This window comes from Methylobacterium frigidaeris (assembly GCF_022179185.1).
In the GTDB taxonomy this organism is placed as follows: Bacteria; Pseudomonadota; Alphaproteobacteria; order Rhizobiales; family Beijerinckiaceae; genus Methylobacterium; species Methylobacterium frigidaeris.
Window position 1 is genome coordinate 163,877 of record NZ_BPQJ01000004.1, and the last position, 22,491, is coordinate 186,367.

The 22,491-nt window shown below is 71.3% G+C and carries 24 protein-coding genes; 16 read left to right on the plus strand and 8 right to left on the minus strand.

Features of this window, described 5'->3' with window-relative positions:
- Positions 1 to 319: 319 nt before the first annotated feature.
- The 5 genes from MFF64_RS05890 to larC all read right to left on the minus strand — a co-directional run bounded on the left by MFF64_RS05890 (position 320) and on the right by larC (position 4,525).
- Positions 320 to 529, minus strand: a complete 210-nt coding sequence (locus tag MFF64_RS05890; RefSeq protein WP_238190041.1) for a hypothetical protein — start codon at positions 527 to 529, stop codon at positions 320 to 322.
- A gap of 76 nt (positions 530 to 605) precedes the next feature.
- On the minus strand, positions 606 to 1,721 hold the full coding sequence (locus tag MFF64_RS05895) for an aldo/keto reductase (RefSeq protein WP_238190043.1): 1,116 nt from the start codon (positions 1,719 to 1,721) through the stop codon (positions 606 to 608).
- A 19-nt stretch (positions 1,722 to 1,740) separates the two neighbouring features.
- Complete coding sequence (larB, locus tag MFF64_RS05900; protein ID WP_238190130.1) at positions 1,741 to 2,418, minus strand: nickel pincer cofactor biosynthesis protein LarB; 678 nt, start codon at positions 2,416 to 2,418, stop codon at positions 1,741 to 1,743.
- Between the two features lie 8 nt (positions 2,419 to 2,426).
- On the minus strand, positions 2,427 to 3,236 hold the full coding sequence (larE, locus tag MFF64_RS05905; protein WP_099904005.1) for an ATP-dependent sacrificial sulfur transferase LarE: 810 nt from the start codon (positions 3,234 to 3,236) through the stop codon (positions 2,427 to 2,429).
- Positions 3,233 to 4,525: a nickel pincer cofactor biosynthesis protein LarC gene (gene larC / locus MFF64_RS05910; RefSeq protein WP_099904003.1), complete on the minus strand. Its 1,293-nt coding sequence runs from the start codon at positions 4,523 to 4,525 to the stop codon at positions 3,233 to 3,235. Before larC ends, larE begins: the two co-directional genes overlap by 4 nt.
- A gap of 231 nt (positions 4,526 to 4,756) precedes the next feature.
- On the opposite strand from larC, the gene MFF64_RS05915 reads away from it, so the two are divergent.
- From MFF64_RS05915 to atpC, 11 genes are all read left to right on the plus strand, one after another.
- Positions 4,757 to 6,340: an aldehyde dehydrogenase (NADP(+)) gene (locus MFF64_RS05915; RefSeq protein WP_238190046.1), complete on the plus strand. Its 1,584-nt coding sequence runs from the start codon at positions 4,757 to 4,759 to the stop codon at positions 6,338 to 6,340.
- A 114-nt stretch (positions 6,341 to 6,454) separates the two neighbouring features.
- Positions 6,455 to 6,688 carry a DUF2171 domain-containing protein gene (locus tag MFF64_RS05920; protein ID WP_099905192.1) on the plus strand — a complete coding sequence of 78 codons (234 nt, stop codon included), beginning with the start codon at positions 6,455 to 6,457 and terminating at the stop codon, positions 6,686 to 6,688.
- Between the two features lie 23 nt (positions 6,689 to 6,711).
- Positions 6,712 to 7,185 (plus strand): DUF3597 domain-containing protein, encoded by a 474-nt coding sequence (locus MFF64_RS05925; protein ID WP_099905190.1) that lies wholly within the window; start codon positions 6,712 to 6,714, stop codon positions 7,183 to 7,185.
- 446 nt (positions 7,186 to 7,631) lie between these two features.
- Entirely contained in the window at positions 7,632 to 8,834 is a 1,203-nt protein-coding gene (locus tag MFF64_RS05930) for a Zn-dependent hydrolase (RefSeq protein WP_099905188.1), read from the plus strand.
- 41 nt (positions 8,835 to 8,875) lie between these two features.
- A complete protein-coding gene (locus MFF64_RS05935) occupies positions 8,876 to 9,367 on the plus strand; it encodes a glutathione peroxidase (protein WP_099905186.1) in 492 nt (163 codons plus the stop codon).
- Between the two features lie 73 nt (positions 9,368 to 9,440).
- The gene (locus MFF64_RS05940) at positions 9,441 to 10,145 is read left to right on the plus strand and encodes a DsbA family protein (RefSeq protein ID WP_099905184.1); all 705 of its coding nucleotides are present in this window, start codon (positions 9,441 to 9,443) and stop codon (positions 10,143 to 10,145) included.
- A gap of 383 nt (positions 10,146 to 10,528) precedes the next feature.
- Positions 10,529 to 11,101: a F0F1 ATP synthase subunit delta gene (locus MFF64_RS05945; protein WP_099905183.1), complete on the plus strand. Its 573-nt coding sequence runs from the start codon at positions 10,529 to 10,531 to the stop codon at positions 11,099 to 11,101.
- A gap of 67 nt (positions 11,102 to 11,168) precedes the next feature.
- On the plus strand, positions 11,169 to 12,698 hold the full coding sequence (atpA, locus tag MFF64_RS05950) for a F0F1 ATP synthase subunit alpha (RefSeq protein WP_238190048.1): 1,530 nt from the start codon (positions 11,169 to 11,171) through the stop codon (positions 12,696 to 12,698).
- 31 nt (positions 12,699 to 12,729) lie between these two features.
- Positions 12,730 to 13,617, plus strand: coding sequence for a F0F1 ATP synthase subunit gamma (locus MFF64_RS05955; protein ID WP_099902047.1), 888 nt, complete (start codon positions 12,730 to 12,732; stop codon positions 13,615 to 13,617).
- 25 nt (positions 13,618 to 13,642) lie between these two features.
- A complete protein-coding gene (atpD, locus tag MFF64_RS05960; protein ID WP_099905811.1) occupies positions 13,643 to 15,100 on the plus strand; it encodes a F0F1 ATP synthase subunit beta in 1,458 nt (485 codons plus the stop codon).
- Positions 15,101 to 15,192: 92 nt separating this feature from the next.
- The gene (gene atpC, locus MFF64_RS05965) at positions 15,193 to 15,594 is read left to right on the plus strand and encodes an ATP synthase F1 subunit epsilon (RefSeq protein ID WP_099905813.1); all 402 of its coding nucleotides are present in this window, start codon (positions 15,193 to 15,195) and stop codon (positions 15,592 to 15,594) included.
- 70 nt (positions 15,595 to 15,664) lie between these two features.
- On the opposite strand, the gene MFF64_RS05970 is transcribed toward atpC, so the two are convergent.
- The 3 genes from MFF64_RS05970 to MFF64_RS05980 form a co-directional block, all read right to left on the minus strand.
- Positions 15,665 to 16,939 carry a sulfatase-like hydrolase/transferase gene (locus MFF64_RS05970; RefSeq protein ID WP_099905815.1) on the minus strand — a complete coding sequence of 425 codons (1,275 nt, stop codon included), beginning with the start codon at positions 16,937 to 16,939 and terminating at the stop codon, positions 15,665 to 15,667.
- A gap of 362 nt (positions 16,940 to 17,301) precedes the next feature.
- Complete coding sequence (locus tag MFF64_RS05975) at positions 17,302 to 18,891, minus strand: AMP-binding protein (protein ID WP_099905821.1); 1,590 nt, start codon at positions 18,889 to 18,891, stop codon at positions 17,302 to 17,304.
- A gap of 20 nt (positions 18,892 to 18,911) precedes the next feature.
- Complete coding sequence (locus MFF64_RS05980; RefSeq protein ID WP_099905817.1) at positions 18,912 to 19,511, minus strand: nitroreductase family protein; 600 nt, start codon at positions 19,509 to 19,511, stop codon at positions 18,912 to 18,914.
- 162 nt (positions 19,512 to 19,673) lie between these two features.
- On the opposite strand from MFF64_RS05980, the gene MFF64_RS05985 reads away from it, so the two are divergent.
- The 5 genes from MFF64_RS05985 (at position 19,674) to MFF64_RS06005 (ending at position 22,386) form a co-directional block, all read left to right on the plus strand.
- Positions 19,674 to 20,033 (plus strand): hypothetical protein, encoded by a 360-nt coding sequence (locus MFF64_RS05985; RefSeq protein WP_099905819.1) that lies wholly within the window; start codon positions 19,674 to 19,676, stop codon positions 20,031 to 20,033.
- A gap of 4 nt (positions 20,034 to 20,037) precedes the next feature.
- The gene (locus MFF64_RS05990; protein WP_238190050.1) at positions 20,038 to 20,331 is read left to right on the plus strand and encodes a hypothetical protein; all 294 of its coding nucleotides are present in this window, start codon (positions 20,038 to 20,040) and stop codon (positions 20,329 to 20,331) included.
- Between the two features lie 23 nt (positions 20,332 to 20,354).
- Positions 20,355 to 20,528: a hypothetical protein gene (locus MFF64_RS05995; RefSeq protein ID WP_165795652.1), complete on the plus strand. Its 174-nt coding sequence runs from the start codon at positions 20,355 to 20,357 to the stop codon at positions 20,526 to 20,528.
- A gap of 78 nt (positions 20,529 to 20,606) precedes the next feature.
- The gene (locus tag MFF64_RS06000; protein WP_099901508.1) at positions 20,607 to 20,849 is read left to right on the plus strand and encodes a hypothetical protein; all 243 of its coding nucleotides are present in this window, start codon (positions 20,607 to 20,609) and stop codon (positions 20,847 to 20,849) included.
- 115 nt (positions 20,850 to 20,964) lie between these two features.
- The gene (locus MFF64_RS06005; protein ID WP_238190052.1) at positions 20,965 to 22,386 is read left to right on the plus strand and encodes an SNF2-related protein; all 1,422 of its coding nucleotides are present in this window, start codon (positions 20,965 to 20,967) and stop codon (positions 22,384 to 22,386) included.
- The last annotated feature ends 105 nt before the right edge of the window (positions 22,387 to 22,491 follow it).

Below are 22,491 nucleotides of genomic sequence, written 5' to 3' on the forward strand. Positions count from 1 at the left end.
CGATCCTCGCCCGCTTCTGCACCGCCGCCCTCGTCGGCGCGGCGTCCTTCGTGAACTGTCATCCTTGCGCCGCGACGGCGGCCGATCGGCCGCCGAGAGACGTCATGGGCGACGCCGCGTCCGTCAGCCCGGTCCCATCCGGGCGACATGGCCGCGCCGGCGATTTACCTGCTGCGGGCTTGTTCGGCTCTCCTTGCGGTTCTCGCGCTCTCCGCGTCATCCCGGGTTCCGCTGCGCGGCCCCCCGGGCTGCGACACCGTGAGGCGTCACCCGCATGTACGTTCGACGAACGCACTCGCGCGGCCCGGTCCGACCCCGCTCACCCCCGCCCCACCCGGGTCGGCGGGCAGCGCAGGACCGCCTCCACCTCCTCGCGCGACTTGCCCCGCACCTCGTAGCCCATCGCCTCGAAGCGCTCGATCAGCGCCGGGCTGTCCTCGGCCGTGCAGGCGGCCCAGGCCGCGAGACGGTCGTTCATCGTCTGCAGCTCCGCGGACGGGTTGCGGTGAGGGGCGGTGGTGTCGCTCATGGGGTGGCTTCCGGCGTGAAGACGTCGGGTCAACGCGCCGGCCGCCGTCATGGTTGTGTCATCGTGGCTCCTGTCCTCACTCCATGGTGGGAGCGAGCGTCTTCACCCCCGGCACGTCCTCGCCGAGCCAGGCGGCGTTCTTGGCGGTGCCGTCGAAGGTCGCGCTGGTCTTGAACAGCTCGTACTTGCCCTCGAGTGCGTAGGGCCGGCTGCGGTTCAAGAGTTCCGCCACGGTCGCCTTGTCCATCGGCCGGAAGGTCTTCACCGCCTCGAACGCCTGATCGAGGTCGCGCTGGTTCTGGATGCCGGTGATCACCACCGCGGTCGGCAGGTTGAGCGAGAAGTGCAGGTACTCGATCGGCTTGATCGGCGCGTCGCTCTTCAGGATCACCCCGTCGCCGAAGGTCTTCATGGCGAGCGGCGCGATGCCGTTCTGCACGAGGTAGGGCAGCACGAGGTGGCCGAAGCTGCGGAAATGCGCGTCCATCACGTTGAGCGGCATCTGCACGGCGTCGAAGTGGAAGCCGCGCTCGGCTGCCACTTCGAGCATCTGCAGGTGGATGCGCGGGTCCTTGTGGCCGGTGAAGCCGATATAGCGCAGCTTGCCCGCCTTCTTCGCCTCCTGGAACGCCTCCATGGCGCCGCCCTCGGCGAAGACCCGGTCGGGGTCGTCGTAGCGCAGGATCTCGTGGTGCTGGACGAGGTCGATCCGGTCGGTGCGCAGGCGGCGCAGCGACTGGTCGATCTGCTTCATCGCCTCCTGCTTGGTCCGCCCATCCATCTTGGACATCAGGAAGACCTTGTTGCGGGTGCCGTTCTGCTCGAGGGCGATGCCCATCCGCTCCTCGGAGCGGCCCTCGTTGTAGTCCCAGCAATTGTCCATGAAGGTGATGCCGCGGTCGACGCCTTCGTGGATCAGCCGGGTCGCCTCCGCGTCGGTCACGGCGCTCTTGCCGAGATGGAAACCGCCCATGCCGATCGCCGAGATTGTCTCGCCCGTCCGCCCGAAGGGGCGGTAGAGCATCTCGCCCCGGCGCTCGCCGGGATCGGTGACCAGCGGCAGGGCGGCGGGGTCGGCCGGGCGGGTGTTCGGGAGCGGGGCCGGCGGGGCGTTCACGGCCGCCCCCGCGCCGCTGGTGACGGCGAGACCGGCCCCGAGGGCCGCGCCCTGCAGGAAGCTGCGACGTTCCATGGCGATTCTCCTGGGATCATCATCGGGAGGCCTCCGCGAGCCGGGTTGCCGCGTGGAGCAGGCGCAGGGCCGCGCATGCGGCGCCGTAGCCGTTGTCGATGTTGACGACCGCGATGCCGGGGGCGCAACTCGCCAGCACCGCGTCGAGGGCGGCGCGCCCGCCTTGCGCCACGCCGTAGCCCACCGAGGTCGGCACCGCGATCACCGCGCCGGCGACGAGGCCGCCGAGCACGCTCGGCAGGGCCGCGTCCATCCCGGCGGCGCAGATCACCACCGGATGGGCCCGGATCTCCTCGATCCGCCGGGTCAGCCGCCACAATCCCGCGACGCCGACATCGGCGATCAGCGTCGTGGCGTGTCCCTGGTAGGCCAGGGTCCGCTCGGCCTCGCGGGCCACCGGCACGTCCGAGGTGCCGGCCGCCACGATGGCGATCCGGGCGGGCCCCGCGACCCGTCGGGCCTCGCCGAAGAACGCGGTGCGCGAGACCGGGCAGTAATCGAGCCGGTCTTTGTACTGGAGGGCGGCGTGACGCTCCGGGTCGAGCCGGGTGACGAGGAACCGCGCCCCGCGCTCCTCCGCCGCCGCCAGGATGGCATCGATCTGCGCCGGCGACTTGCCGGCGGCGAACACCGCCTCTTCGAGGCCGATCCGCTCGGTGCGGGCGAAGTCGAGGGTGAATTCGTCCTGGATGCTCACCTGGAGGCTCACCGGGCGCCTCCCACCAGGAAAGCACTGCCGGTGCGGTAGGGCGCGAAGGAGACCGGCGCCGCGGCCAGCCGCGCCGGCGCGCGCGCGGCGATCCGGCGGCCGAGATCGGCCTGCACCGCCTCGGGCAGGCTGGCGAGGCTCTGCGGATCGAGCTCGACCACGATGCCGGCGGCGCGCACCCGGCAGCGCACCGCGCGCTGGGCGCCCGAGACCTCCAAATCCTCGCCCACCAGCCGCTCGACGGCGTGAATGAAAGCCAAGGTCTCGGGCTCGATGCGGATGCCGGTCTCGACCCGGCTCGACAGACAGGGCGCGGCGGGCAGCTCCGCCACCGCGCGTAGGCCCAGGTCGCGGGCGAGCGCCCGCACCATCGCCTTGCTGAATCGCGCCTCCACGAAGGGATGGCGCACCCCGTGCTCCCGGGCGGCGTCGAGGCCGGGTCGGTACTCGCCGAGATCGTCGAGGTTGGCACCCGACACGATCTGGCGCTCCGTGACCCGGCGGATCGCCCCGTAGAGGTTGGTCTTGCAGAAGAAGCAGCGGTTGACCGGATTCTCGCGATAGGCCGGGTCGGCGAACTCGCCGGCCTCGATCACGCGGAGATGCCAGCCCTCGCGAGCAGCCTCCGCCCGCACGCGCTCGGTCGCCTCGCCCGGCACCGCGGGCGAGACGGCGTGGACCATCAGGGGCGGCTCGGTGCCGGTTCGGTGCGCGACCGTCGCCAGGGTCAGGCTGTCGACCCCGCCGCTCACCGCGACGGCGACGGGCCCGAGACCCAAGAGGATCGCTTCGAGGCCGGCGCTCATCGCTCGTCCTCCGGCAACGCGAGGGCCAGGCGCTCGGCCTCGCGGCGCAGCGCCTGGCGGGCGGCATGGCCCTCGGTCGTCTGCGCGTCGTCGGCCTCGGCCTTGGCGGTGCGCCCGCCCGGCCGCTCGACGCTCTTCACCCGCACCGGCTTGCCCGCCACCTCGACGGTGTCGACGCGCCGCTTCAGCGCCGCTCCCGAGACGGTGTGGTGGCGCAGGCCGATCGTGGTGGTCTCGCGGAAGCAGGCCTCGATCGCCTCCTCGATCGCGTCGGCCCGGGCCAGCGCCCGGACATGGGTCATCATCCGGCCCTTCTTGCCGAAGACCGGCATCTGCACGACGTCGAAGATCTTGGGATGGGCCCGCAGCCGGTCGAGCCCCATGGCGAGGTCTTCCGCCGACTGGTCGTCGACCTCGAACTCGATGATGCCGAGTTCGCGGTGGCCGGGGGATCCGGTCTCGCCCTGCTCCTCGAAGACCAGTACCCGCAGCACGTTGCTCAGGCCGGGAAGTGTCCTGGTGCCGAAGCCGAGGCCGCTGCGCAGGAGCCGGCGCGGCCCGCTCCTGCGGGATGGGCCGCCGCAGAGATGGCGCAGGATCGCCGCGCCCGTCGGGGTCACGCGCTCGCCCGGCACGCCGTCGTCGAGGGTGAGGAAGCCTTCGAGCAGGAGCGCGGTGGCGGGCGCCGGGACCGGCAGGGGCCCGTGCTGGGTCCGCACCCGGCCGGAGCCGAGCGGCAGGGCCGAGACGGACCAGGCCGTGGCGCCGATCGCGTCGACGAGATGCGCCGCTGCCACGATGTCGGCGATCGAATCCCAGGCGCCGACCTCGTGGAACGCCACCTCCTCGACGGGGATGCCATGAACCCGCGCCTCGGCCTCGGCGAGGTGTCCGAAGATCGCCAGCGCGTGGGCGAGCACCGCCGGGACGAGGCCGCTGCCCTCCAGGTCGCGGCGGATGCCGGACCAGTGCCGGTGCGCGTGCCCGCCGCCGTGATGGTGATGGCCGTGGTGCTCGTGATGGTGGTGATGATCGCCGTGGTGGTGATGGTGATGCCCGTGGTCGTCCGCCGGCCGGTCTGGCGCCTCGCCCTCGGGGCCGGTGACGGCGAAGCGCTGGCCATGCAGCACGCCGTCCCCATGAGCGAGCAGTGTGCAGGTCGTCCGGCCGCGGCTCGCCCGCGCCACGCTCTCGCGCACGCCCGCCCCGTGCTCCGGAAAGGCATCGAGGAGCGCCGCCACGACCATGTCGCCGGCCACACCCCCGACGGCGTCGAGATGAATTTGCATCGGGTCCCTTGATCGGGTTCGTCTCGTCGGCGTTGGACCTAACGCCGGTCGGGGGCACATCGGCCCGCCCAGGCCTACGGCAAGCGTCGGCCCCTCGGGACAGACCGTCGCAGCGGGGCGCCGAGAATGCGGGACAGGCTCCGAATTTTCTCGTGCGCCCGGTGGATCAATCCCCGCCCGTCGGGGCATAAGCCCGGCCAAACATCGGCCATCCAGGAGAGGACGCGACCCATGCCCATCACCGGAGAGAACCTGATCGGCGCCGCCGCCCGCCGCGGCGAGGGCGAGACCTTCCGCGCCGTCGAGGCCGCCACGGGCCAGAGCCTGGAGCCGGCCTTCGCCTCGGCGACGCCGGCGGATGTCGAGCGGGCCTGCGCGCTCGCCGCCGAGGCCTTCGACACCTACCGCGAGACGTCCCTCGAGGACCGCGCCCGCTTCCTCGAGGCGGTCGCCGACGCCATCGTGGCGGTCGGCGACGAGCTGATCGTGCGCTGCATGGCCGAGAGCGGTCTGCCGCGGGCCCGGCTCGAGGGCGAGCGCGGCCGCACCGTCGGCCAGCTCAAGATGTTCGCCGGCGTGGTGCGCGACGGCGGCTTCCTCGAAGCCCGGGTCGACCCGGCCCAGCCCGAGCGCAAGCCCCTGCCGCGCCCCGACCTGCGGCTGCGCCAGATCGCCGTCGGCCCGGTCGCGGTGTTCGGCGCCTCGAACTTCCCCCTCGCCTTCTCGGTCGCCGGCGGCGACACCGCCTCGGCCCTCGCCGCCGGCTGTCCGGTGGTGGCCAAGGCCCACCCGGCCCATCCCGGCACCTCGGAGCTGGTCGGCCGCGCGGTGCAGGCGGCGGTGAAGCAGTGCGGGCTGCCGGAGGGTGTGTTCTCGCTCCTCATGGATTCCGGCATCTCTGTCGGCCAGGCCCTCGTCGCCGATCCGCGCATTACTGCTGTCGGCTTCACCGGCTCGCGCCGCGGCGGCGTCGCGCTGATGCAGACCGCCGCCGCGCGCCCCGTGCCGATCCCGGTCTATGCCGAGATGAGCAGCATCAACCCGGTCGTCCTGCTGCCGGCGGCGCTCGAGGCCCGCGGTCGCGACATCGGCCGTGCCTTCGTCGGCTCGCTCACCCTCGGCTCGGGCCAGTTCTGCACCAATCCGGGCCTCATCCTGGCGTTGGAGGGCGCGGGCCTCGACGGCTTCCTGGAGGCGGCCTCCGCCGCCCTCAAGGAGACTCAGGCCGCCACGATGCTGACGCCCGGCATCCACAAGGCCTACTGCGCCGGCATCGCGGCCCTGGAGGCCAACCCCGCCGTGACCACGCTCGCCCGGGGCCTCGCCGGCGGCACGCATCAGGGCCAGGCGGCGCTCTTTTCCACCACCGCCGAGGCGTTCCTCGCCGACCACACCCTCGCCGAGGAAGTGTTCGGCGCCGCCTCCCTGGTGGTGCGCTGCCCCGACCTCGCGGCGATCCGCGCGGTGCTGGAGCGGCTGGAAGGCCAGCTCACCGCCGCCGTCCACCTCGACGAGGCCGACCACGACGCCGCCCGGGCGCTGCTGCCGGTACTGGAGCGCCGGGTCGGACGCATCCTCGTCAACGGCTTCGGTACCGGCGTCGAGGTCGGCCACGCCATGGTGCATGGCGGGCCCTACCCGGCGACCTCGGACGGCCGCACCACCTCGGTCGGCAGCCTGGCGATCCACCGCTTCCTGCGCCCGGTGAGCTACCAGGACCTGCCCGCGGCCCTGCTGCCGGCCGCGCTCCGCGACGACAACCCGCTCAAGCTGTGGCGCCGGCAGGACGGCAAGCTCACGGCCCCAGGGGCCTGAGAGTTCTGGAGCCTGGGACCCCTTGACGCCTGCGGGAGGCTGCGCGCCTTCCCGTGGGCGACAGGAACCCGCCCCCTGTGTTCCCGTTGATCGCCGCACCAGAAGGAGCGCGCGATGATCGATCTCAGCAGCATCAAGGAGCACATGCCGGTCGTCGGATCCGACGGCGGCCATGTCGGCACGATCGATCACCTCGACGGGCAGCGGATCAAGCTGACGAAGACCGACCCGGAGGCCGGCGGCCACCACCACTTCATCCACGTCGATTCCATCGCCAGCGTCGAGGGCGGGCAGGTACGCCTCAACCGCACCAAAGCCGAGGCCAGGGACGAGTGGGCGATGGCCTGACGCTGCACGGAAGGAGTGACGCGATGAGCATCTTCGGGTCGATCATGACCAAGATCTTCGGCGGTCCGGCCGCGGCCCAGGCCGCCGCGCCGCACGCGACCGAGACGCCGAACGTCACGGCCGGCGGCGGCACCGGGCTCGGCGGCCCCTCCGGCGGCGCGAGCAGCGCCGCGGTACCGACGATGGGCGGCGCCCCGTCGCCGGTGGCCAATGATCCTGCGGCCGGCTCCCCGGAGGCCGTCGATGTCGGCGCGGTGCTTCAGGATCTGGCCGCCCGGTCGGGCCAGGGCCTCGACTACAAGCGCTCGATTGTCGACCTGCTGAAGCTGCTCGGCCTCGACAGCAGCCTGTCGGCCCGCCAGGAACTGGCCCGGGAGCTGCACTATACTGGCGACACGAACGATTCCGCCGCGATGAACGTGTGGCTGCACGCGCAAGTGATGCGCAAGCTCGCCGAGAACGGCGGACGGGTGCCGGACGACCTGCGCCACGCCTGACCGGGGCGCCGTCCGGCGTAGGCTGCTCGCGCGGCACTCTGCCAACGGATGATGCAACCAGACGCCCGTGACTTGAGTTGGGTTAACATTCCTGGACGAAAAAAGGGCCGCCCTGCGAGAAGGCGGCCCGAGTCTAGGGAGGAAACGCCCGAGGAGGGCGCGAGCAGCGCAGCGGCATCGCCACCGCCCTGCACAGGACAAACCCGGTCCGCTGCCGCGTGGTTCCCGGGCGGGAACTGGTACCAAGGTCCGCTTCGGCGGGCCTTCTTTTTGCCGTGATCCGCGCGGCGGGGCTTCGCGAGGGGACGATTCGATTTCCCTAGCGCGGGGCTGCTCTGCTCCCGCTTGTTATAGCTTGACCGATCGCGCCCTGGTACGGATCGTGCCTCGAGCGAGCCGCGCCCGACCGTCCCGGTCCGGGGCGGCCATGGAGGGCGACGGGGACCATGCGGGCAATCGACACGCAGGCTTTTCTCAAGGATCTCCACGACCTGCGCGCGATCGGCCGGTTCCGCACCGGTGTGCACCGCCCGACCTATTCGCCCCAGGACATGGAATCCCGGCGCTGGCTGATGCAGAGGCTGGAGGAATGCGGGTTGGAGCCCGCGATCGACGGCGTCGGCACCGTCCTTGGGCGTCATCGGGGCGAAGGCCCGCACCTCCTCGTCGGCAGCCACATCGAGAGCCAGAACGAGGCCGGCTGGCTCGACGGGGCGCTCGGGGTTGTGGCCGGGATCGCGCTCGCCAGGGCCGGGCTGCCGGTCGACGTCTGCGCCTTCGCGGACGAGGAGGGGCATTTCGATGTCGGCTTCCTCGGCAGCCGCTCCGCCATCGGCGAGGTCGACGAGGCCGAGATCGACGGCAGCCGCAACCGCACCGACGGCACGCCCCTGCGCGAGGCGCTGGCCTCCGCGGGCCTCGCCGGCCTGCCGCGGATGCGGCTGGAGCCGGGGCGCTACCGCGGCTTCCTGGAGATGCATATCGAGCAGGGCACGCAACTCGAAGCGGCGGGGCAGCGCCTCGGCATCGTCACCGGCATCGTGGCGATCTGGCAGTGGCGGATCGTGATCGAGGGCGCGCAGGACCATGCCGGCGGCACCACCATGGCGGAGCGCCGGGACGCGGGGCTGACCGCCGTGCGCCTGCTGGCCGCGATCGACCAGGCCTTCCCGCAGGTCTGCGGCGAGCGCAGCACGTGGACCACCGGCCGCATCACCCTCGATCCCGGCGCGCCGAGCATCATCCCGGGCCGGGCCGAGATCCTGTTCCAGTTCCGCGACGTCTCGGTGCCGGTGCTGGAGCGGATGGAGGCGACCCTGCGGGCACTGATCCGCGAGAGCAACCGGCGCGAGCGCTGCACCGCGACCCTGCACGAGATCTCCCGCGCCACCCCGGCCCTGTGCGATCCCGTCCTGATGGGTGCCCTCTCGGAGGCGGCCGAGGCCCTGTGCCCCGGCGGCTGGCAGGCGATGCCCTCGGGCGCCGGCCACGACGCCCAGAACGTCGCCAAGGTGATGCCCGCCGCGATGCTGTTCGTGCCCTCCATCGGCGGCATCAGCCATCACTGGTCCGAGGACACCAAGGAGGAAGACCTGGCGCTCGGGGTGCGGGTGCTGGGTGCGGCGGCCGAGCGGGTGCTGGCGCGATAGCGCGGGCAGACCTTCGCCATCGGCCGGTGCTATGACGGAGCATGAGTACGGTCCACGACTTCGCCCCCGCCGCCCCAGACGGTGTGCCCCACCCGCTGGAGCAGTACCGCGGCAAGGTGCTGCTCATCGTCAACACCGCCTCGGCCTGCGGCTTCACCCCGCAATATGCCGGGCTCGAGGGCCTGTGGCGCCGCCACCGCGAGGCCGGCCTCGTGGTCTTGGGGTTTCCCTGCAACCAGTTCGGCGCCCAGGAGCCGGGCGACGCGGCGGAGATCGCCCGGTTCTGTAGCCTCAGGTACGATGTCAGTTTCCCGCTCCTGGCCAAGGTCGAGGTGAACGGGGCCAGAGCCGACCCGCTCTTCGCCTACCTCAAGGAGGCGAGGCCCGGGCTGCTCGGCACCCGCGCGATCAAGTGGAACTTCACCAAGTTCCTGGTCGGCCGCGACGGGCGGGTAATCGAACGCTTCGCCCCGCGGGTGACGCCGGAGGCTCTGGAGAAAGCGGTGGTGAAGGCGCTGGCGGAGACGGTCTGAGGCCATCATCCGGCCAAAATGGCCGAGCTAGTCATCGAGGGTGACGAGTACCCGTCGCCCCGGACGTAGAACCATGTCGCTCTCCCGCCGCACCCTCCTCGCCGCCTCCCTGGCGACGCTCCCCGCCCTGGCCTCCGGCAGGGCCCTGGCGCAGGCGGAGGGCCAGTGGCGCGCAGTGACGGGCGACAACGGCCAACCGATCCCCAACACTCGCCTGCCGGGCGAGCTGGCCTCCGAGATCGGCCGCCTGCGCGGCGTGACCTGGCTCGGGCCGCGGGAGGCCTCGGTCACGCTCTACGAGTTCTTCGACTACAATTGTCCATGGTGCCGGGCCGCGGCGCGCGATCTCGACGACCTGGTCAAGGCCAATCCGGACCTGCGCATCGGCCTCGTCAACAACCCGATCCTGTCGGTGCAGTCGGCCCAGGCCGCCAAGGTGGCCCTCGCGGTGCAGCGCGCCGGCGGCTCGGCGGCGACCGCGAAGCTCTACGCCGCACTCCTCGGCCCCGGCACGTCCGGGCGGATCGACGGGCCCCGGGCTTTGGAGGCGGCGGCGCGCCTCGGCCACGACCGGGCGGGGATCGAGCAGTCGGCGGATTCCGACGAGGTGCGCGAGGCGCTGAAGAGCCAGATGAGCCTCGCGGCCAATCTCGGCCTCCACGCCACCCCGTCCTACGTCGTCGGCACATCCGCCTTGCTCGGCTATCCGGGGCCGAAGAGCCTCGCCCGGGTGCTGTCGAACGTGGTCGAGTGCGACGAGATCGCCTGCGCGAGCTGACGACCTCCAGCACCAGGAAATCATTCGGAAACCTCGCCGAAACCTCCGCAGCTTAGCCGCCGCGGAGAAAGTTCCGCGGCGCGTCCGCGAGCCAACGCGTCGCGTCAGCGCAATCCGACCATCGTCGAAGAGCCGCCCCGTCCGCGCAACCGCGAGGCGCCGGATGGGTTTAAGCCCACGGCCCGCCTCGCGATTGCGCGCGCTCCGCTCGCCTTGCGCCCCCCGAAAACCCATGCTAGGCCGGCGCCGCGCCGGGGGAGGGGGCATTCTTCTCGCGCCGGAGCCTTTCCCATCATCGACGGGCCGCGCGCCGCCGCCGCTCCACTCCAGACCGGCGCGATGCGGCCGGACCCGTCGGGCCAGGACATGAAGAGAGAGCGCTGGTGGCTCAGAACGCATCGGAATCGGGTTCTCCCCTGGCGGGCGTCGCCGGGCGGTACGCCTCGGCGTTGTTCGAGCTCGCCCGCGACGAGCGGGCCGTCGATGCGGTGGCCGAGGGGCTCGACCGGTTCGACGCCCTGATCGCCGAGAGTGCCGACCTGCGGCGCCTCGTACGCAGCCCGGCCTTCTCGGCCGAGGATCAGGTCAAGGCGATCGAGGCGGTGCTGGCCAAGGCCGGCATCGGGGGCCTCGCCGGCAACTTCATCCGCCTGTCGGCCGCCAACCGCCGGCTCTTCGCCCTGCCGGACATGATCCGCGCCTACCGCGAGCTGGTGCGCGAATCGAAGGGCATCGTGCGCGCCGAGGTGCGGCTCGCCGAAAAGCCCTCCGACGCGGTGCTCCAGGACATCAAGGCGTCCCTGCGTGACGTCGCGAAGGCCGAGGTCGACCTCGATCTCCGCATCGACCCGAGCCTGATCGGCGGCATCGTCGTCAAGCTCGGCAGCCGCATGGTCGACGCCTCCTTGCGCACGAAGCTCAACAGCATCCGCCTGGCGATGCAGGGCGCCCGCTAAGGCCCCCGACGCACCCGCCGCTATCCAGAACAACGCCCGACACGCGAACGAACGAGGGAAGGTCCAGATGGACATCCGTGCCGCCGAGATCTCCGCCATCCTGAAGGAGCAGATCAAGAACTTCGGCCAGGAGGCCGAGGTCACCGAGGTCGGTCAGGTGCTGTCGGTCGGCGACGGCATCGCCCGCGTCTACGGCCTCGACAACGTCCAGGCCGGTGAGATGGTCGAGTTCGAGTCGGGCGTGCGCGGCATGGCCCTGAACCTCGAGCAGGACAATGTCGGCGTCGTGGTGTTCGGCGCCGACCGCGAGATCAAGGAAGGCCAGACCGTCAAGCGCACCGGCGCCATCGTGGACGTGCCGGTCGGCAAGGGCCTGCTCGGCCGCGTCGTCGACGCGCTCGGCAACCCGATCGACGGCAAGGGCCCGATCGTCGCCGAGGAGCGCCGCCGGGTCGACGTGAAGGCCCCGGGCATCATCCCGCGCAAGTCGGTGCACGAGCCGATGGCGACCGGCCTCAAGGCGATCGACGCCCTGATCCCGATCGGCCGCGGCCAGCGCGAGCTGATCATCGGCGACCGCCAGACCGGCAAGACGGCCGTCGCGCTCGACACCATCCTGAACCAGAAGCCGGCCCATGCCGGCACCGACGAGAAGGCCAAGCTGTACTGCGTCTACGTCGCGGTCGGCCAGAAGCGCTCCACCGTCGCCCAGTTCGTGAAGGTGCTGGAGGATAACGGCGCCCTCGAGTACTCGATCGTCATCGCGGCCACCGCCTCGGACGCCGCCCCGATGCAGTTCCTGGCGCCCTTCGCCGGCTGCGCCATGGGCGAGTACTTCCGCGACAACGGCATGCACGCCGTGATCGTGTACGACGACCTGTCGAAGCAGGCCGTGGCCTACCGCCAGATGTCGCTGCTGCTGCGCCGCCCGCCGGGCCGCGAGGCCTATCCGGGCGACGTGTTCTACCTGCACTCCCGCCTGCTCGAGCGCGCCGCCAAGATGGGCGACGCCGCCGGTGCCGGCTCGCTGACCGCGCTCCCGGTCATCGAGACCCAGGCCAACGACGTCTCGGCCTACATCCCGACCAACGTGATCTCGATCACCGACGGCCAGATCTTCCTCGAGACCGACCTGTTCTACCAGGGCGTGCGCCCGGCGGTGAACGTCGGCCTCTCGGTGTCGCGCGTCGGCTCCGCCGCCCAGACCAAGGCGATGAAGTCGGTCGCCGGCAAGATCAAGGGCGAGCTGGCGCAGTACCGCGAGATGGCGGCCTTCGCGCAGTTCGGCTCGGACCTCGACGCCTCGACCCAGAAGCTGCTCAACCGCGGCGCCCGCCTGACCGAACTCCTGAAACAGCCGCAATTCTCGCCGCTGAAGATGGAGGAGCAGGTCGCGGTGATCTACGCTGGCGTGAACGGCTACCTCGATGCGATCCCGGTCAACCGGGTCCGCGCCTTCGAGGACGGCCTGCTCTCGACCCTGCGCACAAAGCACACCGACCTGCTCGACACGATCCGCTCCTCCAAGGAGCTGTCGGCCGACAGCGGCGCCAAGCTGAAGGGCGTGGTCGAGTCCTTCGCCAAGTCGTTCCAGTAAGCGTTCCGGCTCGACAGCAAGGGATTCTCCGATGCCGAGTCTGAAGGACCTGCGCAATCGCATCACCTCGGTGAAGGCGACCCAGAAGATCACCAAGGCGATGCAGATGGTCGCCGCCGCCAAGCTGCGCCGCGCGCAGACGGCGGCGGAGAGCGCCCGGCCCTACGCCGAGCGCATGGCCCAGGTGCTCGGCAACCTCGCCGCCAACCTGACCCCCGGGGCGGAGACGCCCCGGCTGCTCTCCGGCACCGGCCAGGACCGCACCCACCTGCTCCTCGTCTGCACGGCGGAGCGCGGCCTGTGCGGCGCGTTCAACTCCTCGATCGCGCGTCTCGCCCGTGACCATGCCCGCCGCCTGATGGCGGAGGGCAAGACGGTCAAGATCATCTGCGTCGGCAAGAAGGGCTACGACATCCTGCGTCGCGAGTTCCGCGACCAGATCGTCGAGCTGATCGAGCTGCGCGGCGTGCGCCAGCTCGGCTTCGAGAACGCCGAAGGCATCGCCCGCAACCTGCTCGGCCGCTACGACGCGGGCGAGTTCGACGTCGCCACGCTGTTCTACTCGCGCTTCCGCTCGGTGATCGCCCAGATCCCGACGGCGCAGCAGATCATCCCGGCGGAGATCGCCCCGTCCGAGACCGCCTCTGCCGGCGCCTCGGCCGACGCGGTCTACGAGTACGAGCCGGGCGAGGGCGAGATCCTCGCCGCCCTTCTCCCGAAGAACCTCACCGTTCAGATCCTCCGGGCGCTCCTGGAAAACGCCGCCTCCGAGCAGGGCGCGCGCATGGGTGCCATGGACAGCGCCACGCGCAACGCCGGCGAGATGATCAAGAAGCAGACCTTGATCTACAACCGGACGCGCCAGGCGATGATCACCAAGGAGCTGATCGAGATCATCTCGGGCGCCGAGGCGCTCTGACCGCACGCAATCAGGGATTAGCATCATGGCGAACACTGCCACCCCCGGCGCCGGCTCGAACAAGGTCGGCCACATCACCCAGGTCATCGGCGCGGTCGTCGACGTGCAGTTCGAGGGCCACCTGCCCGAGATCCTGAACGCTCTCGAGACCAAGAACCAGGGCAACCGCCTCGTCCTCGAGGTGGCCATGCAGCTCGGCGAGAACACCGTGCGCTGCATCGCGATGGACACCTCCGAGGGCCTGGTCCGCGGCCAGGAGGTCACCGATACCGGCTCGCCGATCCGCGTGCCCGTCGGCGCCAACACGCTCGGCCGCATCATGAACGTCATCGGCGAGCCGATCGACGAGGCCGGCGAGATCAAGACCGAGTCGCTCCGCGCCATCCACCAGCCGGCCCCGTCCTACGCCGAGCAGTCGACCGAGGCGCAGATCCTCGTCACCGGCATCAAGGTGGTGGACCTGCTGGCTCCCTACGCCAAGGGCGGCAAGATCGGCCTGTTCGGCGGCGCCGGCGTCGGCAAGACCGTGCTGATCATGGAGCTCATCAACAACATCGCGAAGGCCCACTCGGGCTACTCGGTGTTCGCGGGCGTCGGTGAGCGGACCCGCGAGGGCAACGACCTCTACCACGAGATGATCGAGTCCAAGGTGAACATGGACCCCAAGGAGCACGGCTCCGCGGAAGGATCCAAGTGCGCCCTGGTCTACGGCCAGATGAACGAGCCCCCGGGCGCCCGCGCCCGCGTCGCGCTGACCGGCCTCACCGTCGCCGAGCACTTCCGCGACGAGGGCCAGGACGTGCTGTTCTTCGTCGACAACATCTTCCGCTTCACCCAGGCGGGTTCGGAAGTGTCGGCGCTGCTCGGCCGCATCCCCTCGGCGGTGGGCTATCAGCCGACGCTCGCCACCGACATGGGCGCCCTGCAGGAGCGCATCACCACCACCACCAAGGGCTCGATCACCTCGGTGCAGGCGATCTACGTGCCGGCCGACGACCTGACCGACCCGGCGCCCGCGACCTCGTTCGCCCACCTCGACGCCACGACCGTGCTGTCGCGCTCGATCGCCGAGAAGGGCATCTACCCGGCGGTGGACCCGCTCGACTCGACCTCGCGCATGCTGTCGCCGGCGATCCTCGGCGAGGAGCACTACACCGTCGCCCGCCGCGTCCAGCAGGTGCTGCAGCGCTACAAGGCGCTCCAGGACATCATCGCGATCCTGGGCATGGACGAGCTGTCCGAGGAGGACAAGCTCACCGTGGCCCGCGCCCGCAAGATCGAGCGCTTCCTGAGCCAGCCGTTCCACGTCGCCGAGATCTTCACCGGCTCGCCGGGCAAGCTCGTGGCGCTCGAGGACACCATCAAGGGCTTCAAGGGCCTGGTAGACGGCGAGTACGACAACCTCCCGGAGGCGGCCTTCTACATGGTCGGCTCGATCGAGGAGGCCAAGGAGAAGGCCCAGCGCCTCGCCGCCGCGGCCTGATCGGCAGCGACTCAAACGGGCCCGGCCATGAGGCTGGGCCCATTCGCGCAAAGTCCTGTCGCGTCTGACGAAACCGGGATCGACCCTACCCCATGGCCACCTTCCAGTTCGACCTCGTCGGCCCCGAGCGGATCCTCTATTCCGGCGCGGTCGATGCCGTGCAGCTGCCGGGCTCCGAGGGCGAGATGACGGTGCTGCCCGGGCACGCGCCCGTGCTCACCACCCTCAAGACCGGCATGCTGGTCATCACTGAGAGCCCGCAGCACGGCAAGCGGGTGCTGGTGCGCGGGGGCTTCGCCGAGATCAACGCCACCTCGCTCACCGTGATCGCCGAGCGGGCGACCCCGATCGAGGAGCTGACGCCCGCGATCATCGACGCCGACATCGCGGCGGCCGAGATGCTCTACGACGCCACCGACGATTACGACCGCAAGATCGAGATCGAGGGCCAGATCGCGCAGCTGCGCGAGGCCAAGGTGGCACTGAGCTTCTGAGCGCCATCATCGCGGGTCGGACGTCTCGAGAGGGCGGCGGGAACGGAGGTTCCCGCCGCCCTCTTCGCGTTCACGGCAGCGCCGCGGTGGCGACCGGGATCGGCGCGAGCCGGATCCACGGCACCCGGCCGGGCTCGAACGCGTCGCGGGCGGCCCGGCGCCACAGCGGCGGGGCGTGATCGCCGACGAGCAGGATCTCGGTCGCCGGATAGGCCAAGGCGAGGCGTGACACCGCAGCGAACACGTCCTGCCAGAACTCCACCATGGTGCAGACCTCGCGGTCGGGAAACGGGCTGCCCGGGCGCCCGCAATCCTGCCGCGGCGTCGCTCCGCCCTGCGGCACCGGCACGTGCGAGTTCAGGGTGAGCCAGTAGACGAAAGAGGGCTCGGATGCCGCCATCTCGGCCTCGACCACCTCGGCCACGTCGGTGTCGCAGGGGCCCGGGAACGGGCCGCCGCAAGCCTTGGCGAACCGGGGCGCCAGGGCCTCGCCGAACAGGCTCGTCCGGAAGCCGGCCAGCGGGTACCACTGCGCGCGGCCGTAGAACCCGGCCTGGTAGCCGTGCACCGAAACCGTCCGGTAGCCGCGGGCGGCGAACCGACCGGGCAGGCAGGTCGGATCGTCCGCGGCGAAGACCTCGCGATGCGGGCGATAGGTGCGGCACAATTCGCGCATCTCACCCGATGCGGTGGAGCCGAAGAAGGCGCTCGTCCCGGTCGTGACCGTGTAGAGCCGGCGCAGGGCCGGATCGTCGAACGGTGCCGTTAGGATCGCGCGCTGAGTGACGTCGCGCAGGACGCCCAGGCTCTCGACCATGACCATCAGGACCCGGCGGGGAGGCCGCGGCTGATCGGGCAGGGCATCGAAGCCCGACTGGACGCCACCCGACTCGAACGGCTTGCCGAAGCTCGCCAGGGGCCCGAAATCGTAGGCGGTGGAGCCGTTGACCAGGCCGTCGCCGATCAGCAGCGCGGCGACCGCCGCCGCGAAGACGGGGCGGCTGCCCCGGCGCATCACCGGGCCGGCCCGCACCAGGAAGGTCAGGTAGGCGAGCGCGACGCAGGTGGCCGCCAGGGCACCGGCCGCGTAGTCACGCGTCGCCAGGAGCGTGGTCAGCAGGTCGGCATCGATCAGGCCCAGGAGCGCGCCGGCGTCGAGAAAGAACATGCGGCCGACGGCGAAGACGAGATCGAACGCCATCGTCGGCAGGACGAGCAGCACGAGCGCCCAGCCCGGCAGCGTTCCGCCCAGGAGGGCGATCGCCGCGTAGAGCGCGATGGCGCTCGTGCGCGTCGGCACGCCCGCGACGGCGCAGGCGGCGAGGGCGAGAGCGTTCGGCAGCACGAGGCCGCCGACGAGCAGGAGCAGACTCGGCCGATCCGGCAGGACGAGTGCCGGAGCCCGCCGAATAGGCCGCAGGATTGCGGCGTAAGCTGCGGATCCATGACGTAGAAGCATATCGGATTCGTAGCCGGTCTTTCGTTAATTCGACCTTCCGATCCGACGAAGGTGTAGATCTAACGACGGCGTATCGCGGCGATATTCTCGCATACGGCGCGATATGGCGGCTGTTGCATTGATCGCAAACCGACAGCGCGCGACGATGTTGTGGCGGTGGTATCGGACAATCGGCGCCGCAACGACGCGATGTCTGCAGGACGATAATCTTATGACGCAGTCCGGCATCGGGACTCGGAACGCACCTTCTACGCCTCGTCGCGCAGCACCCGCCGGATGATCTTGCCCGTCGTGGTGAGCGGCAGGCTCGGCCGGAACGCGATCTCGCGCGGATATTCGTGGGCCGAGAGCCGCGTGCGCACGAAAGCCTGGATCTCGGCGGCCAGCGCGTCGGAGGGGCCGTATCCGGGCCGCAGGACCACGAAGGCCTTGACGATCTCCGTGCGGACGGGATCGGGCTTGCCCACCGCCGCCGCCAGTGCCACCGCCGGATGGCGCAAGAGGCAATCCTCGATCTCGCCGGGGCCGATCCGGTAGCCCGACGAGGTGATGACGTCGTCGTCGCGGCCGACGAAGTGGACGTAGCCGTCCCCGTCCATCCGGCCCTGGTCGCCGGTGGTCATCCAGTCGCCGAGGAACTTGCGCTCGGTGGCGTCGGGGTCGTTCCAGTAGCGCAGGAACATCACCGGATCGGGCCGGGCGACGGCGATCTGGCCGGTCTCGTCGGGAGCCGCCGGGCAGCCGTCCGGGCGGATCACCGCGACGCGGTGGCCCGGCACCGGCCGGCCGGTCGAGCCCGCCCGCGCCAGCCCGAGGCCTGAGCAGGAGGCGAGCACGAGGTTGCACTCCGTCTGGCCGTAGGCCTCGTTGATGGTGAGGTCGAGCGCAGTCCTCGCCCAGTGGAAGGTCTCCGGGCCCAGCATCTCGCCGGCCGAGGCCAGGGTGCGCAACGCGCGCAGGTCGAAGCGCCGGCGCGGATCCGTGACGGTGCGCAGCATCCGCAGGGCCGTCGGCGGCACGAAGGCATTGGCGACCGAGAGGTCGGCCATCAGCCGGAAGGCTTCCTCGGGCTCGAACTTCTCGGCCTTGCGCGCCACCACGGCGACGCCGTGATGGAGGCTCGGCAGGAGCGCGTTGAGCAGGCCCCCGGCCCAGGCCCAGTCGGCCGGGGTCCACATCCGGTCGCCGGCCTTCGGCATGAAGTCGTGCATCATGGCGAAGCCCGGCAGGTGGCCGAGCAGCACCCGGTGGCTGTGCAGCGCCCCCTTCGGCGGGCCGGTGGTGCCCGAGGTGTAGATCATCAGGGCCGGGTCGTCGGCCAGCGTGTCGACCGGGATCAAGTCCGGCGAGGCCGCCGCCAGGAGGTCGGCGTAGCCGAGCGCCCCGTCGCCGGCACCGTCGGTCGAGACGACGAGGTCGAGCCCCGGCACGGCATCGCGCAAGGGGCCGAGCTTGGCGACGCCGCCCGCATGGGTCACGACGGCTCGGGCGCCGGCGTCGCTCAGGCGGTGGAGCAGGCCTTCCGGCCCGAACACCACCGCGAGCGGCAGCGCCACGGCGCCGAGCTTGTAGATCGCGAGATGGGCCACCACCACGGCGGGGGATTGCGGCAGCAGCACCGCCACCCGGTCGCCGGCCAGGATGCCGTGAGCCCGCAGGGCATTGGCGAAGCGGTTCGAGGCCTCGCGCAAGGCGGCGAAACTCCAGGCCTCGACCCGGCCGGCCGGGCTCACGTCGAGGATCGCGGTGCGATCCGGATCGGCCGCGGCCCAGCGGTCGCAGACGTCGACCGCGATGTTGTAGCGCTCCGGGATCCGCCAGCGGAACCCGGAGACCATCTCGTCGTAGGTGGTGGGGCTCACGCCTCGCGCGGCGGGAAACCGCCCTCGAACACGAAGTCGGACAGGGGGTGGCGGCCGTTCGGGGTCTCGCGGGCCCGGGTCTCCTCCGGCAGCGTCGCCGGGTCGGCCTTGCGGCCGATGGCGAAGGCAGCCTCGACCCGGTGGTGGGGCGGCAGATTCAGCGCGGCCGGCGCCCGCTCGTGGTCGAACCCGGTCATGCCATGGGCGTGCCAGCCCATCTTGACCGCCTGGAGCTGGAACAGCGCGGAGGCCGTGCCGGCATCGAACGAGTGGCTGTAGGAGGGCTTCAGCCCGTCCGGGGTCTTCATCATCCCGTTCGAGGCCAGGAACACCAGTGCCCCGGCACTCTTCACCCAGCCCTGGTTGAACGGCACGAGGAGGCCGAACAGCGTCTCCCAGGCGGGGGTGTCGCGAAGCGCGTAAAGGAAGCGCCAGGGCTGCGAGTTGTAACCCGAGGGCGCCCAGCGCGCCGCCTCGATCATCGTCATCAGATCGGCCTGAGGCACCGCCTCGCCGGTGAAGGCGCGGGGCGACCAGCGCTCGAGGAACTGCGCGTCGATCGGGTGGTCGGCGGTGCGGGAATTGGCGGTGGTCACGGGTGGAGGATCTCCGTGGATGTCGCGCCGTCCTGCCAGCAAGCGCGGCGGTTGTCACGGGCCCGGATGCCGGTCCTTCGGCGGATCTGACCCGCGGAAACCTCATACCGACCCCGGTGTTGTCTTCGACACGAGCGAACCGGCCGCAAAGGAGACGGATCGATGGCGAAGACGGATCAGGCGCGGCCCTCGCTGCGCGACTTCGACCCCTATACCGACCGCAACGGCCAGGACATGGGGCAGGATTCGCCCCTCGATCTCGGGGTGCCGCAGCGCACGCAAGCCGATTTGGCCCACGACCCGATGGGCCAGGCCCGCGACGCCCGGGTCGCCTCCGACTTCAACCGCCTCGACGCGATCGGCGCCACCGACGGCAGCCAGGCCACCGAGGACGAGACGCCGCCGGAGAACCTGCGCCGGATCAGCGACCCCTCGACCGGCGGCCCCGCCGCGCGGAATCCCGCCGCCAAGGAGGCGATCGACCGCGCGACCGCGGCAATTGGCCAGGACGAGGGGGAGTGAAGCGATGACGCGCAAGCCCGACGACGTGGTGGGCAGCCGGGGCGAGCCGGCCGCCGGCGGCGGCCACCAGACGCCTCAGCAGGAGGCGATCACCCGGCAGGAGGGGGGCGGCCGCGACGAGGCCGAGCTGAAGCGCGAATGGTCCTCGGCCGGCACGCCCGGCCGGCCGCCGGTCTCTGTCGGCGGCAGCTCCGGCGGCCATTCCGACCAGGTCGCCGGGCAGGGTCCGCGCGAGGGGAAGAAGGTCGCGGACGGCGAGTATCGGACCGAGAAGACCGGTGGCAAGGTCGATTGGTAGGCCGGTCGAGAGGGGAGCACGGGATGGCGGAGCGCAAGGACCAGCGGGACGGCAAGCCGGCCCGCGACGACAAGATCACTTCCGACGACCTGAAGGGTGTCGCCGCGGTGCCGCAGGACGGTGACGGCGAGGACAACAGGTCCGGCGCCAATGCGGGTGACCGGCAGGGCGACGAGGTCGATCCGGGGGCGGGTTAGGATGCCGGGCGCATCCCGGCGCCCGAGCCGAGACGGCCGGCCGCGTCGCGGCCGGCTCGGTTCTTCACGAGGACGACGATGACGAAGCTCTTCATCGCACGGGTGCGCGGGACGTCCGGGGATCGGCCGCTCGTGACGGTGCGCGCCGCGGCCGAGGGTGAGGCGAGGCTGTTCCTCGAAGCGGCCTATCCGGACGACGAGGTGGTGGAGGTCGCCGAGCCCGGCGACTGGGTCAGCACGTCGGATACCGGTTCGAACGCCGGGGATGTGCGCGAGCATCCCGGCGTGGCGTGGCAGGCGCCCACGACCGGCCTGGGCTAGGCTTCGGGTCGGGCTGGAATCCTGCCTGTCGGGAGGGCGATGCCGCGGCGTATCGCCGGGCCTGGGACGCGAGCGCGGGCTTGAGCCCTGCTCCGCCCCCCGGCATAGGGGCGCCATGTCCTCCCTCTCCGCGCCACCCCGCCTGATTCCCCGCCCGCATCAGGTCGAGGCGATCCGCGCCATCCTGGCGGCGCGGGCGGAGGGGCGACCGGGTTTCCTCCTCGGCGACATGACCGGGCTCGGCAAGACGCTGTCGGTCTGGGGCGCGGTGGCGGCGATGCCGGAATCCGCGGTGCTGATCGTCTGCCCCAAGGGGGCGATGCCGCAATGGCGGCGCACGATCCGGGATTCGGGGCTGGCTTCGAAGGACGTGACGCTCCTCAACTACGAGCGCACCAAGTCCCTGCTGGCGCTGCCTACCGCCAGCGCCCGCCGCTCGGTGAGGGCGAAGAACAACGAGCTCGCCAAGCTCGGGCGGCCGAAGCGGGTCTGGCCGATCGTGGTGTTCGACGAGGCCCACCGCCTGCGCAACCCGAACTCGCAAGCCGGCCAGGCCTGCCGGCGGATGGCCGAGGCCGCCGCCTTCACGGTCTATGCCAGCGCCACCGCCGGCCAGGCGCCGCACGAGCTGTCCTATCTCGGTGCGCTGCTGGGCCACACCGTCGGCCGCCCGGTCGAGACGGTTTCCGATTTCCGCGCCCTGATGCAGCACCTGAAGATCGGCCGCGCCAAGGGGCGCTGGCAGAACTGGTCGTGGGAGCCGAATCTCCGCGACCAGAGGGTGATGGCCGACCTGCTCTATCGCGGCGCACGGGCGATCGGGCTCCGGCGCCGCCCGGCCGACATCGCCGGCTGGCCCGAGGTGCGGCGCGACCTCGCCCCCACCGCCCTCGATGCGCCGGCAAAGCGCCTCTACGACGCGACCTGGCGCGAGTTCCGCCGGGAATGGGGCCTGGCCGGCGGCTCGAACCGGCGCGCCGCCGGCTGGGCGGCGGATCTGCGCTTCCGCCAGAAGGCGAGCCTGATCCGCGTCGCCGGCACCGTCGACCTCGCCGAGGACCTGCTGGAGGCCGGCGAGCAGGTGGCGATCTCGGTGGCGTTCCTCGAGACCGGCGCGGCGCTCGCGGCGGCGCTCACGGGCCGCGGCTGGCGCGCCGGCACCATCAATGGGACGCAGAGCCCGGAGACGAACGAGGCGGTGCGGGTCGCCTTCCAGCGCGGCGAGCTCGACGCGGTGGTGTTCACCGTCACCGAGTCGATCTCGCTCCACCGCAACGAGCTGCCCGGCGGCGAGCGCCCGCGCAGCCTGATCGTCCACGACATGCGCCACAGCGCGATCCAGCTCAGCCAGATCGAGGGCCGCTGCCACCGCGACGGCGAGCGCGCCGCGATCCTGTTCGCCTATGCGGAGGGCACCGTGGAGGAGCGGGTGGCCGCCACCGTGATCGCCCGCATGGCCGGGATGGACAGGATGGCCGGCGAGGATACCTCCCTCCTCGACGCCATCGCGCGGATCATCGATGGTGAGGCGGAATGATCCCTCGGCCGTCGAGAGCCAGGGCCGAGGGCCAGGGCCAAGCCTGACCAGGCGTCGGCGCCGATGCGCCGGACGTTCCGTCATCGACGCGTCGATGGCGAGACA

Excerpts from the sequence above, each read along its gene's own strand:
- larC (WP_099904003.1), bottom strand. The coding sequence starts at position 4,525 with ATGCAAATTCATCTCGACGCCGTCGGGGGTGTGGCCGGCGACATGGTC.
- atpC (WP_099905813.1), top strand. The coding sequence starts at position 15,193 with ATGGCCACCTTCCAGTTCGACCTCGTCGGCCCCGAGCGGATCCTCTAT.
- MFF64_RS05925 (WP_099905190.1), top strand. The coding sequence starts at position 6,712 with ATGAGCATCTTCGGGTCGATCATGACCAAGATCTTCGGCGGTCCGGCC.
- MFF64_RS05995 (WP_165795652.1), top strand. The coding sequence starts at position 20,355 with ATGGCGGAGCGCAAGGACCAGCGGGACGGCAAGCCGGCCCGCGACGAC.
- MFF64_RS05955 (WP_099902047.1), top strand. The coding sequence starts at position 12,730 with ATGCCGAGTCTGAAGGACCTGCGCAATCGCATCACCTCGGTGAAGGCG.
- MFF64_RS05935 (WP_099905186.1), top strand. The coding sequence starts at position 8,876 with ATGAGTACGGTCCACGACTTCGCCCCCGCCGCCCCAGACGGTGTGCCC.
- atpD (WP_099905811.1), top strand. The coding sequence starts at position 13,643 with ATGGCGAACACTGCCACCCCCGGCGCCGGCTCGAACAAGGTCGGCCAC.
- MFF64_RS05990 (WP_238190050.1), top strand. The coding sequence starts at position 20,038 with ATGACGCGCAAGCCCGACGACGTGGTGGGCAGCCGGGGCGAGCCGGCC.
- larE (WP_099904005.1), bottom strand. The coding sequence starts at position 3,236 with ATGAGCGCCGGCCTCGAAGCGATCCTCTTGGGTCTCGGGCCCGTCGCC.
- atpA (WP_238190048.1), top strand. The coding sequence starts at position 11,169 with ATGGACATCCGTGCCGCCGAGATCTCCGCCATCCTGAAGGAGCAGATC.
- MFF64_RS05920 (WP_099905192.1), top strand. The coding sequence starts at position 6,455 with ATGATCGATCTCAGCAGCATCAAGGAGCACATGCCGGTCGTCGGATCC.
- MFF64_RS05975 (WP_099905821.1), bottom strand. The coding sequence starts at position 18,891 with ATGGTCTCCGGGTTCCGCTGGCGGATCCCGGAGCGCTACAACATCGCG.
- MFF64_RS05985 (WP_099905819.1), top strand. The coding sequence starts at position 19,674 with ATGGCGAAGACGGATCAGGCGCGGCCCTCGCTGCGCGACTTCGACCCC.
- MFF64_RS06000 (WP_099901508.1), top strand. The coding sequence starts at position 20,607 with ATGACGAAGCTCTTCATCGCACGGGTGCGCGGGACGTCCGGGGATCGG.
- MFF64_RS05915 (WP_238190046.1), top strand. The coding sequence starts at position 4,757 with ATGCCCATCACCGGAGAGAACCTGATCGGCGCCGCCGCCCGCCGCGGC.
- MFF64_RS06005 (WP_238190052.1), top strand. The coding sequence starts at position 20,965 with ATGTCCTCCCTCTCCGCGCCACCCCGCCTGATTCCCCGCCCGCATCAG.
- MFF64_RS05930 (WP_099905188.1), top strand. The coding sequence starts at position 7,632 with ATGCGGGCAATCGACACGCAGGCTTTTCTCAAGGATCTCCACGACCTG.
- MFF64_RS05940 (WP_099905184.1), top strand. The coding sequence starts at position 9,441 with ATGTCGCTCTCCCGCCGCACCCTCCTCGCCGCCTCCCTGGCGACGCTC.
- MFF64_RS05895 (WP_238190043.1), bottom strand. The coding sequence starts at position 1,721 with ATGGAACGTCGCAGCTTCCTGCAGGGCGCGGCCCTCGGGGCCGGTCTC.
- MFF64_RS05890 (WP_238190041.1), bottom strand. The coding sequence starts at position 529 with ATGAGCGACACCACCGCCCCTCACCGCAACCCGTCCGCGGAGCTGCAG.